This is a genomic window from Stappia sp. P2PMeth1, assembly GCF_900185735.1.
Classification (GTDB): domain Bacteria; phylum Pseudomonadota; class Alphaproteobacteria; order Rhizobiales; family Stappiaceae; genus Stappia.
Genome location: NZ_FYAW01000015.1, coordinates 21864 through 34709, shown reverse-complemented (window position 1 = coordinate 34709; position 12846 = coordinate 21864). Strand labels below are relative to the sequence as shown.

The window sequence follows — 12846 nt, the reverse complement described above, 5'->3', positions numbered from 1 at the left end:
GTTGCAGCGGTAGTTTCCGTGCACCCCGGCGGAGGACCGGGAGCCACGGAGGAAACCCATGAACGAGATGGTCCGGATCGCGAGCGGCTACAGCTTGCCGTTCAAGCTGCGCTACGACAACTTCATCGGCGGGGGCTTCGTGCCTCCGGTCAAGGGGCAGTATTTCGACAACATCACGCCGATCACCGGCGCCAAGGTCTGCGAGGTGGCCCGCTCCACCGCCGAGGACGTGGACCTGGCGCTCGATGCCGCCCATGCCGCGCGCGAAGCCTGGGGCAAGACCTCGGCCGCCGAGCGCTCCAACATCCTTCTCAAGATCGCCGACCGCATCGAAGAGAATCTCGAGCTGATCGCCACCGCCGAGACCTGGGACAACGGCAAGCCGATCCGCGAGACCATGGCCGCCGACATCCCGCTGTCGATCGATCATTTCCGCTATTTCGCCGGTGTCCTGCGCGGCCAGGAAGGCACCATGTCGGAGATCGATCACGACACGGTCGCCTATCACTTCCACGAGCCGCTCGGCGTCGTCGCCCAGATCATCCCGTGGAACTTCTCGATCCTGATGGCCGCCTGGAAGCTGGCCCCGGCGCTCGCCGCCGGCAATTGCATCGTGATGAAGCCGGCGGAGCAGACGCCCGCCGCGATCATGGTCCTCGCCGAACTGATCGCCGACCTGCTTCCCGCCGGCGTCCTCAACATCGTCAACGGCTACGGCGCCGAGGCGGGCGACGCGCTGGCGCGCTCGACACGGATCGCCAAGATCGCCTTCACCGGATCGACCGCCACCGGCCGCAAGATCATGGAGGCCGCCACGGTCAACCTGATCCCGGTGACGCTGGAACTGGGCGGCAAGTCGCCGAACATCTTCTTCTCCGACGTGATGGCGCAGGACGATGCCTATCTCGACAAGGCGGTCGAGGGCTTCGTGCTGTTCGCCTTCAACCAGGGCGAGGTGTGCACCTGCCCGAGCCGCGCGCTGGTGCAGGAGGACATCTACGAGGCGTTCATGGAGCGCTGCATCGCCCGCGTGAAGGCGATCCGGCAGGGCGACCCGCGCGACATCGAGACGATGGTCGGCGCGCAGGCCAGCAAGCAGCAGCATGACAAGATCATGTCCTACTTCACCATCGGGGCGGAAGAGGGCGCCGAGGTGCTGGTCGGCGGCGATGCCGCCAGCTTCGACGGCGAGATCGCCGGCGGCTATTACATCCAGCCGACGATCCTCAAGGGCCACAACAAGATGCGGGTCTTCCAGGAGGAGATCTTCGGCCCGGTGGTCAGCGTCACCACCTTCAAGGACGAGGCGGAAGCGCTCGCCATCGCCAATGACACGATGTATGGCCTCGGCGCCGGCGTGTGGACCCGCGACGGAACCCGCGCCTACCGCTTCGGCCGCGCCATCGAGGCGGGCCGGGTGTGGGTCAACAACTACCACGCCTATCCGGCGCATGCGGCCTTCGGCGGCTACAAGCAGTCGGGCATCGGCCGCGAGACCCACAAGATGATGCTGGACCACTATCAGCAGACCAAGAACATGCTGGTCAGCTACAACCCCAACAAGCTCGGCTTCTTCTGAGGCCGCAAGCTCCGGGACCTGGCCCGGCCGGACCACCGGCCGGGTCGTTTTATTTGCGTCCTGCCGGGTGGTTTTATGTGCCTCCGGCCGGAGGTTATCCGGGAAGCGGCTCCTGCGCACAGCGCCGGCGGATCTCCTCGAAAAGCGGCACCAGGCCGGCATTCGCCGCCTCGACCTCGCGGTGCCGGGCCAGGAACTCTCCCATCACGTCGCGGATCTCCTCAAGGATCGCGGCTTCGTCGATCCGCGTCAGCCGGCCCGCCTGCAGCACGAACACCCCGTCGACCATGACATCGGTGACCGAGGAGCCGTTCTCGCAATAGACCAGTTGGCGGACGGCGTCGGAATTGGGCGTGAAGGCCGTGCCCGAGGCGAGATCGAGGAATGCGAGGTCCGCCTTCTTGCCGGGGCGGATCGAGCCCGTCTCGTGGTCGAGCAGCGCGGCTTTCGCCCCGCCGAGCGTTGCCGCGTGCAGGACGTCTTGCGCGGCGAGCCAGCGCTCCGGCGCCGTGTCCTGCAGGGTCTGTACCAGGGCGGCGACGCGCATCACGTCGAAGATGCGCATTGTGTCGTTGGACGAGGCGCCATCCGTGCCAAGCCCGATATTCACTCCGCCGTCCAGCAGCTTGCGAACCGGACAAAGGCCCGAGCCCAGCTTCAGGTTGGCGATGGCGTTGTAGGAGACGGACACTCCGGCCGCGCCCATCCGGGCGATGTCGTCGTCGCTGATCCAGACCGCATGGGCCATCAGCACGCCCGGATGCAGCAGGCCGAGGTCGTCCATGTACCTGACCAGCGAGCCGCCGAACACCTTGGCGCCGGTGACGGCCTGCACCCGCGTTTCCAGAACATGCGTGTGATAGGGCACCGCGTGCTGCCGGGCGAGGTCCATGCAGGCAAGCATCAGGTCGGGCGTGCAGCGCTGCGGCCCGGACGGGGCCAGCATGAAGCGCAGGCGGCCGTCATAGTCGCCATGCAGATGGCGGAACACGTCCTCGCAATAGGCGGTGTAGTCCCGCGCTGTCGGCAGCGGAAACTCGAGCGCGGCCTGGATGTCCGGCGGGACGACCTCGCGGCCGAAGGCGAGCGTGTCGAGATAAGGCAGGTTCATCAGCCCCGAGGAGACGTTGGCGCGGATGCCGATGTCGCCATAGGCGCGGAACACGGTGGCCAGCCGTTCGAGATCGTGCTTCGGCGGATCGAAGAAATCGTCGCTGATCATGGTCACGCCGCCGCGCAAGGACTCGATGGCGACCAGCATCGAGCGCAGATAGAGCAGGCGCAGACCGACAGGCTCGGCGGCGAAGAACGGATAGGCGTAGCTCAGCCAGGTCTCCAGCGCCATGCGCTCGTAGCGGCCGCGAAAGAACATCTCGCTGGAATGCAGATGGGCGTTGACGAGGCCCGGAATGACCAGCTTGCCGCGCGCCTCGTGCACCATGGCATCCGGGGGCGGGGGCAGGTCGCGGGCAAGCTCGGCGATCCGCCCTTCGCGCAGCAGGATGTCGAGGCGCTGCGGTTGAAGCCCTTGCGGTCCCTCGAGCGTCAGGACCTCGGCGCCGCGGATGAGACAGGCCTGCATCACAGCCGCCCCAATTCGTTGGGACCCGAGGCGGTGGAGCGGCGGCCGAGCCGCGCGCTCAGCCACAGGCCGGCGACGGTCGCAAGATAGGGCAGCGCCAGCAGCAGGGCGGACGGGACCCTGTCGCCATAGAGCAGTTGCGCGCGGATGCCGAGGGCGCCGGCGAAGGCGAAGAAGAAGGCGGCAAGGGCCGCGCCGACGGGGTGGCCGGCGCCGAAGATGACGGCGGCAAAGCCCATGAAGCCGCGCCCGGAGGTCATGTTGACGGAGAACATCTGCAGGCTTCCCGCCGCAAGCTCGGCCCCGGCAAGGGCGCAGAAGGGCGCGCCGAGCAGCAGCGCCCACAGGCGCATCAGGGTCGGGCTGACGCCGATGGCGCGCGCCGCGAACGGGTGCTCGCCGCAGGCGGACAGGCGCAGGCCGAAGCGGGTGCGGCACAGGACCAGCCAGGTGCCGAACACCAGCACGGGCATGAGTGCGACGAGCACCGACAAGCCGCCGAACGCCCCGAATGCCGGCCCGATCCGCGGCAGGCCGAAGGGCGCGTTGACCGCCGCTTCGCTGCCGAAGATCGCCGTCAGGGCAAGGGCCGTGCCGCCGAGCCCAAGCCCGGTGATGCCGAGGCCGGCAATGATCTGGTTGGCCTTCAGGATCTCGACGACGAACCACAGCAGCGCCGACAGGGCGCAGCACAGCAGCACGGCGACGGCCAGCGCCAGGGGCAGGGAGCCGGTGAGCCGGATCGTGACGATGGTGGCGCAGGCGCCGACGATCATCAGCCCTTCGAGGCCGAGGTTCCACACGCCGGCCCGCTGGGCGATGACCCCCGCCAGCGCGACATAGACGATGGGCGTTCCGGAGCGCAGGAACGCGACGATCAGGTCTTCCATCGGGACCTCCAGCGGGACAGCACGCCGCGCACGGCGTCGGCACGCGCGGTGATGAAGAGGGCAATCGAGGCGTTGATGATTTCGATCGCCGCCGCCGGCAGTCCGGCAACGATCGGCAGATACAGGGCCGCCGAGGCCAGCGCGCCGAAGAACAGCGCGACGACAACGGTGGCGAGCACCGAGAGCGACGACACCAGCCCGATCAGGATCGCGGTGAAGCCATGGGTCGGCAGGAAGCCGCTGGCCAGCCGGCCGTTCGGCCCGAGCAGTTCGATCGACCCGGCAAGGCCGGCGAGCCCGCCGGAAAACAGGAAGGCGCCGATGGCGATGCTTTCCACCCGCGCGCCCTGCCAGGCAACCATCGACGGGTTCCGTCCGGCGAGGCCTGAGAGGATGCCGAACGCGGTGCGGCGCGTCAGCCACCATCCGAGCAGCACGACAAGGACCGCGGTCGCCAGGATGACCGGCGAGGTTCCGGTCGTCTCGGAAATCCGGTGCGCCGCATCGATGGGGCGGGAGGAGGTGGCCTGGCCGGAGCCCGACGGATCCTTCAGCGGTCCGGAGGTCACATGGACCAAGGCGAGTGCGGCGATGAAGTTGCCCATCATCGTGGTGATGACTTCGTCGGCGCCGGCGCGCACGCGCAGCAGCGCCGGCCACAGCGCCCACAGGGCACCGCCCGCCATGCCGGCGGCAAGGCAGAGCGGCACCGCCACGAGGGGCGATGTGCCGCGCAGGGCCTCGGCCGCGAAGGCCGCGGCGATCGCGCCCATGTAGAACTGTCCCTGCGCGCCGATGTTGAAGAAGCCGGCGCGGAAGCAGATCACCACCCCGACCGAGGTGATGAGCAGGGGCAGGGCCCATCGCAACACATGGTCGAGGGCGCGCGGCCGGAACAGCGCGCCCTCGATCACGCCTTGCAGCGTTTCGGTGGCGGACAGTCCGACGGCCGCGAAGATCATCGCGCAGAGCAGCAGCGCCGCGAGGATGAAGGCAAAGGTGCGAAAGACGACGGCAAGCTGAGTGGTCATGGCGCCAGATCCTCCTGCCCGTGTCCGCCGGCCGCGATCATCGCGTCGCCGACCGCCCGGATGTCGTAAGGGGGCGTAAAGCTGCCGACGCTCCTGCCCGAGGCGAGGACGACGACCTTGTCGCAGATGTCGAAGAGCTCATCGAGGTCCGAGGAGATGATGAGAACGCCGGCCCCGCGATCGCGCGCGCCGCGCAGGGCATTCCACACCGCCGCCGTCGCGCCGATGTCGAGGCCGCGCGTCGGCTGGGCGGCGACGATGAGCCGGGCCTCGGCATCGATCTCACGCGCGAGGATCACCTTCTGCGCATTGCCGCCGGACAGGGAGCCGGCGGGCTGGTCGGGACTGCGATAGCGGACATCCCAGGCCTGGAACGCGGCATCGGCATCGCGGCGCAGGGCGCGCGGACCTGCCGGAGAAAACAGCGACCGGCCGACGAGGCGCGCGGCGCACCAGTTCTCCCACAGGCTGCTGGTCAGGCTGAGACCTTCGACATTGCGCTCGAACGGGATGATCCGCAGACCCGCCTTGCGGCGCGCGGCCAGTCCCTGGCGGCCAAAGCGCTGCGCGCCGATCTCGATCTCGCCGGCGGTCAGCGGCGCGAGGCCGGCGATGGCGGCGACCAGATCGCGCTGGCCATTGCCCTCGACGCCGGCAATGCCGACGATCTCGGCTTCGTCGACATCGAGGTCGACGCCGTGGAGGCCATGGCCATAGGGCCCGCCCGGCACCGTGGCCCGGCGGATGCGCAGGGCCCCGGCCCAGCCCGGCCGTCTTGCGGGCGGGGTTGAGGAGGCGTGGGTGGTTTCGCCCTCGCCGGTGAGGGCGGCGCGGTCGGCGGCATCGATCGTGCCGGCGCTGTCACCGATGATCAGGCCCGACAGGGCGGAGGGTTCGAGGCCCACTGTTGCGACCGGTCCGGTGACCAGACGGCCGCCGCGCAGGACCGTCACCGTGTCGGCAACCGCCAGCACTTCCCGGATCTTGTGCAGCACCAGGAACACCGTCACCCCGCGCGCCTTCAACCCGCGCACCCGGGCAAACAGCCGCTCGATGCCCTCGGGCGCCAGCACGGCGGTGGGCTCATCAAGGATCAGCAGCCGCGCATCGGAGACCATCGCGCGGGCGATCTCGGCGGACTGCTGGGATTCGACCGGAAGGTCCTGGATGCGCGCATCCGCCTTCAGGTCGATGCCGATGTCGTTCAGCCAGGACTGCCAGTGCCGCTCAATCGCCTTGCGCGAGAAGATCCCGCGCCGCGGACTGACGAATTGCAGCACCTCCGCCACCGTGAAGGAGGGCGGCAGGGCAAAGCTCTGATGCACCAGTTCGACACCGGCGGCGCGCGCGGAAAGCACATCGCCGGGCGGGACCTTCTCGCCGAAGATCAGGACGTCGCCCTGCGCCGGGGCGACCAGCCCCGCCGCGACGCGCGCGAATGTCGTCTTGCCCGCGCCGTTCTGTCCGACGATGGCGTGAATGAGCCCCGGCTCGAAGCGGGCCGAAACCCCTTCGAGAGCGGTAAAGCTCCCGTAGCGCACCGTGACATTGCCGGCGTTAAGGGCGGGCGCCGAAGCGCCCGCCGGTTGAGGTCCTGCCATCTGCGGTCAGAGGTTCGTGTTGAACTCGACCACCAGCGATCCGTCGAGGATCGCGGTGCGCGCCTGATCGACCTCCGGCATGGCGGCTTCGGCCATGGCGTTGAGCTCGGCCGGTCCCTGGGCGATGAACTCCGGGTTGCGGATGAAGTCGATCACGCCGGTGCCAAGGCCGGTCGGCACATGGCCGGCCTGCCAGTCGGGCGTCAGCGCCCGCTGCGCTTCGTTGTAGAGCGAGGCGCCGAAGTCCAGGCCGACGATGGAGATGAGGCTCTTCGGGGCCAGGGTGAACTGCGCCGGGTCGAGGCAGGAGACCAGGCGCCCCTCGCGCTCCTGGGCGGCGGCGATGATGCCGAAATCGGTCGCGGCGGCGTCGGTCTGGATGAAGTCGATCCCGTCCGAATACATCTGGGTGGCGATCTCCTGGCCCTTGGCCGGGTCCTGGAAACTGCCCGCGAAGGCCACCGTCGCGGTGATGTCCGGATTGACCGACTGGGCGCCGGCCTTGAAGGCGTTGAAGTCGGCGTTGATCGGCGGGATCGAGATGCCGCCGATGAAGCCGAGCTTGCCGGAGCGCGACATGCGGGCGGCGAAGATGCCCGCAAGATAGCAGCCGAGATAATAGTCGTAGGAGACCGTCGTGACGTTGGGAATGGCCGGCTCGAAGGGGTCGGCGAAGAGCTGGATGAACTTGGTGTCGGGGAAGTTCGGCGCGACCTCCCGGATCGGCTCCGCCACCTCGTTGAAGGTGGAGACGACGATCGAGGCGCCGGCCTCTCCCAGGGTGGTGAAGCTGGTCTCGTAGGTCGCGGGGTCCTGCGCGTAGATGGCCCGCGCCCGCATGCCGGTTTCGGCGGCGAACTGGTTCAGCTTGCCGATCATCGAGTCCACCGGGCCGGCGTCACCGGCCGCCTGGGTGTGGACGAGCGCGATCAGTCCGCCTTGCGCGCGGACGGCCGAGGGGCCGAGAAGGCCGGCGGCGAGAAGAAGACCGCCGGAGGTCTGCAGCAGTCGGCGGCGGGTGAAGGTCGACGTGGTCATGGGTTCATTCCTCTGGTGCGGCGGGCTGGATTATCGTTGGTGTCGGCGAGCAGGATGCCGGAGTCATGATCATGACATCCTGTGCCGTGATCGCATCAAGTGCCCAGATCGATGCGATGAAGTCTTGCCATGCGGGATCGGCATACATGGCGGCGCGGCGGGCCTCCCGGTCTGCGAGGCTGTCATAGGCCCAGATCAGCACGATCGTGTGCAGGCGGCCGATTTCCGAGACATAGAGGCCGACGAACCGGCCGAGATGCCGCTTCTGGATCGGCAGCCCGTCGCTCTCGTATTTCGCGAGCCATTTCGGCACCGTGCCGGGTCGGAAGGTGTAGGTGCGATGTTCGACGATCACTGCGCGTCCTCCAGAATGAAGTCGGAAGCCCGCTCGCCGATCATCACGGAAGGGGCGTGGGTGTTGCCGCTGGCGATGATCGGCATGATCGAGGCATCGGCGACGCGAAGCCCCTCGACGCCGCGCACCCTCAGGCGGGCATCGCAGACGGCCATCGGATCGCCATCGGTGCCCATCTTGCAGGTGCCGACCGGATGGAACGTCGTCATCGCCGTGGCGCGGAGCCAGTCCTCGAGCGCGGCGTCGCTGTCGACGGCGGAGCCGGGCGCCAGCTCCGCTCCCCGGAACGGCGCCATCGCCGCCTGTGCGACGATGTCGCGCGTCTTGCGGATGGCCGCGATCATGGTGCGGACGTCGAACTCGTCGGCGAGGTAGTTGGGCATGATCTTCGGCGGGCGCAGCGGGTCGGCGCTCGCCAGTTCGATCTTGCCGCGGCTGGCCGGATTGACGGGGCCGACGCGGATGGTGAAGCCGTGGTTCGCCTCCACCGCCTGCCGCCGGAACGGATTGGGGAAGTTGAGGTTGGCCGTCTTCTCCAGCGCCGGCATGAAATGCAACTGGACGTCCGGCGCGGCAAGGCCCGGATGGGTGCGCAGGAAGGCGCCGGCCTCATAAGGAAAGGTGGTGACGATCCCCGTGCCGAGGAACATGCCCTGCAGCATCGACAGGGTCAGCCTGTCGGCGCGCAGGTCGCGATAGAGCGTGAGGGGCTGCGGGCATTCCCAGCTCATCACGCAGTCGACATGGTCCTGCAGGTTGTGACCGACGCCCGGACGGTCGGCGCGCACGGCGATGCCATGCTCCGCCAGATGCGCTGCCGGCCCGATGCCCGACAGCATCAGCAGTTGCGGCGAGTTCACCGTGCCGCCGGACAGGATCACCTCCCGGCCGGCCTTCACGGCGACCTCCGCGCCCCTGGCGCGGTAGCGCAGGCCGGTGACCTTGGTGCCCTCGAAGGTCAGGCCGGTGACGAGCGCCCCGGTCACGATCCGCAGATTGGGGCGGCCCCTGGCGGGGGTCAGGAAGGCGGAGGCCGCCGACCACCTGCGCCCCTTGCGGATGTTGAAGTCGTAGCGTCCGACGCCGTCCTGGGCCTCGCCGTTGAAGTCGTCATTGATCGGCAGCCCGGCCTGCGCGCCCGCCTGAAGGAAGGTGTCGAACAGCGGATTGGGTCCGCGCGCCCGGCTGACGACGAGTTCGCCGGCCTGCGAGTGGTAGTCGTCGTTGCGGTCTTCGTGCCGCTCCGACCGGCGGAACGCCGGCAGCACGTCCTCGTAGCTCCAGCCGGGCAGGCCAAGCTGTGCCCAGCGGTCATAGTCGTGCCGGTTGCCGCGCACATAGATCATGCCGTTGATGGTCGAGGTGCCGCCAAGCGCCTTGCCGCGCGGCCAGTACAGTTTGCGCCCCTTGAGCTGCGGCTGCGGCTCGGTGAAATATTTCCAGTTGTAGATGCCGTAATGGAACAGCTTGCCCATCAGCATCGGCAGGCGCACCAGCGGGTTGCGGTCGCGCGGCCCGGCTTCCAGCAGCAGCACCTGGAAGCGCCCGTTCGCCGACAGCCGGTTGGCCAGCACACAGCCGGCGGACCCGGCCCCGACAACGATGAAATCAAAGCTCTCTGTCATGGCTTACCAGTCGATGGGAGGCACGCCCGCGCCCGCCAGATGCGCATTGGCCGCGGCGAAGGGATTGGGGTGCGAGAGATAGTCGTCGGCGAAAGCCGGGTGAGGGCGGTTGAGGACGATGTGCCGGCCCGTTGCGGCAAGGCCGGCCTCGGCGAACAGGGCCTGCGCGGCCTCGCCAAAGCCGAGAAAGGCAACCGGCGCCTCGGAGCGCGCCACATGGCGCAGCACGGCCAGCATCAGCGGCCGCCACAGCGGCAGATGCCCGCGCGCCTGGTGCGGATCGATGTCCCGCCGAAACCGGGACAGGGTCAGCGAGGCGTTCAGCAGCAGCACGCCCTCGGCCTCGTGACGGTCGGACAGGGCGCCATGCGCCTCCACCGCGATCTCGCCCGTCTCGATCAGGCGCAACAGCGCCGGCCAGTCCGCGAAGCTGCGGGCAAGCTCCGGCCGGCCAAGGCGCGCGGCGAGCAGCGACTGGGTATAGGCCCGCACCGAGGCCGAGAACATCCTGTCGAGATCGCGCCAGGCAAGGGCTGCGCCGATCTCGAAGGCGCGGCCCGTGGCCGAGGCCGGCTCCGGATAGGGGTCCTGGCCGAGGATGACGGCGCGCACGCCGGAGGGCGCCAACTGGTCGAAGGCGCGCAGCAGATGCGCCCCGGCGGGCGCGCCGGGAAAGATCCGGCCCTTGCGCGGCGGAAACACCGGCTCCCAGGGCTCGATCTCCAGCGCCGGGTCGATCGCCGCGAAATCGAGGGTAGTATCGCCCAGCACCGCGTGCCAGGAGGGCGGCAGGTCGCCCTGCCAGCCGGCCAGAACCTCGCACATCGCCTCGGACAGTCTCTGCGGCATATCGCCCCTCCCATTCGCCTTTGATGTGAGCGAATCTTGACGACTTCGTCAAGTTTTTTCGATCAAGAATCTGACGAAATAGTCAGGTTCTCAGACCGCCTTTGCCACGGTCCCGCCGCGTGCTAAGGAGGGGAGAGACAAGGGTGGAAACGATGAAAAGCCGGGAAAAATCCAGAACCTTCATTGCAAAGGACGAATCCGAGGGGCGGATACGGGCGCGCAATGAGCGGCTGATTCTTGACGCATCGGTCAGATTGTTTTCCGCCAAGGGCTATGACGGCACGACGATCTCGCAGATCGCCGAGACCGCCGGCCTGCCGAAGGCGAACGTCTATTATTACTTCTCGACCAAGGCGGCGATCTACGAGCGGCTGATCGGCGAGGTGCTGCAGGACTGGGACTCCGCCCTGCGCCTGCTGGACCCGGAGCTCGACCCGCGCGAGGCGCTGTTCAACTATGTCGCCGGCAAGCTGGAATTCTCGCGCCGGCATGGCGAGAAGTCGCGCTTCTTCGCCGGCGAATTGCTGCGCGGGGCGACCTTTCTCAGCCCGCGCCAGAAGCGGCATGTCCAGGCGGTGACGCGGGAAGCCTGCGAGGTGGTGCAGCGCTGGGTCGACGAGGGCAAGTGCAACCCGGTCGACCCGCGATACCTGTTGATCATGCTGTGGTCGACCACCCAGTTTTTCGCCGATTTCGCGCCGATGGCGGCCACCACGCTGGAAGTGCCGAAGCTCCGCAAGAGCGACTTCGACGAGGCGGCCCGGCAGATCATCGCCATGCTGGGCCTGTGGCCGGCGAGGTGAGGGGCGGGGCGGAGCCCCGGTCCTGGCGCGCATGCCGTTTCGGTCACGGTCGCGGCGTCACCTGCCGGTCGCGCAGCAATCCGCTCATGGCGGCGAGGCCGATGGCCGCGAAGGGCACACAGGACGCGAAGATCCATCGGGCGACCTTGGCAGCATCGGCGGCTGTCTCCATCGACAGCAGACCCGATGCATTCGCCACGATCCCGACATAGGCGGCGCCGAGAGCGTAGCCGAGCCTCTGCATCGTGGGGATCGCGGCGGAAATCCGCTCAACCTCGTCGGCCTCGACGAGCCTCATCGTTCGCCTGAGAATGAACGTCCAGGCCATCCCGAAGCCGGCACCTTCCATCGTCGCATAAACCGCGATCAGCCAGACGGGGCCATTGGGAACCGCATGGAGAAAGCCGAGGATGCTGAGGGCCACCACCGCCATGCCGAGAGCGATCGCCAGCCGGTCGAACCGCTCGGCCAAGCCGCTGACCAGAACGGCCATCACCGACCAGCCGATGGACGAACAGGCTATGATGTAGCCGGCGGTCAGCGCGGAGACGCCATGGATCGCCGTGACCAGGAGCGGCCCGAACGCGGTGACGGCGATGGTCGCCATCGACATGGACACGATCATGATCAGCGCGGCGCCTGACGGGCGCGTGGGATCGACCGGGCGAGGCGGAAGAAGGCGGTTGGCCCCTGCGCGCTGGTCCAGCCACAGAAATCCGATCAGGCAAGCAAGGCCTGCGGCAACGGACGGGACCGTTCGCAGGATCGAGACCTCGACGCCGCCAAAGGCGACCAGGACGACGGCGAGGCACAACAAGGCCAGACGCCTGACAGGGAGCCCGGCAGCGTCGGCCGTGGATCGTGTCACGCCCGCCTCGTTTCGCAAGACGATCCAGAGGGCGAGGGCGAATGCCTGGCAGGCAAAGAAGGCGAAGCCCCAGCGCCAGGTCGCATAGTCCACGAAGACGCCGCCGACCAGCGGCCCGGCGAACGCCGAGACGCCCCAAAGGGTCGAAACGGCAGCCATGGCACGCGCGATGTAGCGGCGCGGGAAGATCAGGCCGACCGCGACGAAACCCATCGCCACCAGACCGCCGCCGCCGATGCCTTGCAAGGCGCGCCCTGCCAGAAGCAACGGCATGGTCGGGCTGACGGCGCTGAGGATGCAGCCCAGCCCGAACAGGATGGCGGCCAGGCTCATCGGCGCGCGCAGGCCGAAGCGCAGGATCAGCAGCGCGCTGGCCGCCCCCGCGACGATCGACCCGATTTCGTAGAGCGAGACCGACCAGCCCACCAGGGCGGCGCCGCCGATCTCGGCCACGATGGAGGGGAGCATGGTGGCGACGATCAGGCTGTCGGCCGCGTGCAGCCAGACGGCCAGGCAAACCAGGGCCAGAGATGCGGCATAGGGGCTTCCGACAAACTCCCTCCATGACACGAATGTCTGCGTGTCATTCCCTGCCTCGGTGTTCATGCCTGCCATGTCCGTCTCC

General features: G+C 68.3%; 11 protein-coding genes. 2 read left to right on the top strand and 9 right to left on the bottom strand.

The annotated features are described in order from the left end of the window. The first annotated feature begins 58 nt into the window (after positions 1–58). Complete coding sequence (adh, locus tag P2PM1_RS07600; RefSeq protein ID WP_186398705.1) at positions 59–1579, top strand: aldehyde dehydrogenase; 1521 nt, start codon at positions 59–61, stop codon at positions 1577–1579. A 94-nt stretch (positions 1580–1673) separates the two neighbouring features. On the opposite strand, the gene P2PM1_RS07595 is transcribed toward adh, so the two are convergent. The 8 genes from P2PM1_RS07595 to P2PM1_RS07560 are packed head-to-tail and all read right to left on the bottom strand — an operon-like array spanning position 1674 to position 10550. Continuing rightward, positions 1674–3161 carry an amidohydrolase family protein gene (locus P2PM1_RS07595; protein ID WP_186398704.1) on the bottom strand — a complete coding sequence of 496 codons (1488 nt, stop codon included), beginning with the start codon at positions 3159–3161 and terminating at the stop codon, positions 1674–1676. Continuing rightward, entirely contained in the window at positions 3161–4051 is an 891-nt protein-coding gene (locus P2PM1_RS07590; RefSeq protein WP_186388997.1) for an ABC transporter permease, read from the bottom strand. The genes P2PM1_RS07595 and P2PM1_RS07590 overlap by 1 nt, the downstream gene beginning before the upstream one ends. After that, positions 4039–5082 carry an ABC transporter permease gene (locus P2PM1_RS07585; RefSeq protein ID WP_186398703.1) on the bottom strand — a complete coding sequence of 348 codons (1044 nt, stop codon included), beginning with the start codon at positions 5080–5082 and terminating at the stop codon, positions 4039–4041. The genes P2PM1_RS07590 and P2PM1_RS07585 overlap by 13 nt, the downstream gene beginning before the upstream one ends. Continuing rightward, complete coding sequence (locus P2PM1_RS07580) at positions 5079–6683, bottom strand: ABC transporter ATP-binding protein (RefSeq protein ID WP_186398702.1); 1605 nt, start codon at positions 6681–6683, stop codon at positions 5079–5081. The genes P2PM1_RS07585 and P2PM1_RS07580 overlap by 4 nt, the downstream gene beginning before the upstream one ends. 6 nt (positions 6684–6689) lie before the next feature. Then, positions 6690–7721 carry a BMP family ABC transporter substrate-binding protein gene (locus tag P2PM1_RS07575; protein WP_186388994.1) on the bottom strand — a complete coding sequence of 344 codons (1032 nt, stop codon included), beginning with the start codon at positions 7719–7721 and terminating at the stop codon, positions 6690–6692. Positions 7722–7725: 4 nt separating this feature from the next. Beyond that, on the bottom strand, positions 7726–8076 hold the full coding sequence (locus P2PM1_RS07570) for an NIPSNAP family protein (RefSeq protein ID WP_186397639.1): 351 nt from the start codon (positions 8074–8076) through the stop codon (positions 7726–7728). Then, the gene (locus P2PM1_RS07565) at positions 8073–9701 is read right to left on the bottom strand and encodes a GMC family oxidoreductase (RefSeq protein ID WP_186398701.1); all 1629 of its coding nucleotides are present in this window, start codon (positions 9699–9701) and stop codon (positions 8073–8075) included. The genes P2PM1_RS07570 and P2PM1_RS07565 overlap by 4 nt, the downstream gene beginning before the upstream one ends. A 3-nt stretch (positions 9702–9704) precedes the next feature. Beyond that, positions 9705–10550 carry a uracil-DNA glycosylase gene (locus P2PM1_RS07560; RefSeq protein ID WP_244301443.1) on the bottom strand — a complete coding sequence of 282 codons (846 nt, stop codon included), beginning with the start codon at positions 10548–10550 and terminating at the stop codon, positions 9705–9707. Between the two features lie 152 nt (positions 10551–10702). On the opposite strand from P2PM1_RS07560, the gene P2PM1_RS07555 reads away from it, so the two are divergent. Further along, entirely contained in the window at positions 10703–11353 is a 651-nt protein-coding gene (locus P2PM1_RS07555; RefSeq protein WP_186398793.1) for a TetR/AcrR family transcriptional regulator, read from the top strand. Positions 11354–11396: 43 nt separating this feature from the next. Here the strand turns inward: P2PM1_RS07555 and P2PM1_RS07550 are convergent, their stop codons facing one another. Beyond that, entirely contained in the window at positions 11397–12836 is a 1440-nt protein-coding gene (locus P2PM1_RS07550; RefSeq protein ID WP_186398700.1) for an MFS transporter, read from the bottom strand. Positions 12837–12846 lie beyond the last annotated feature (10 nt).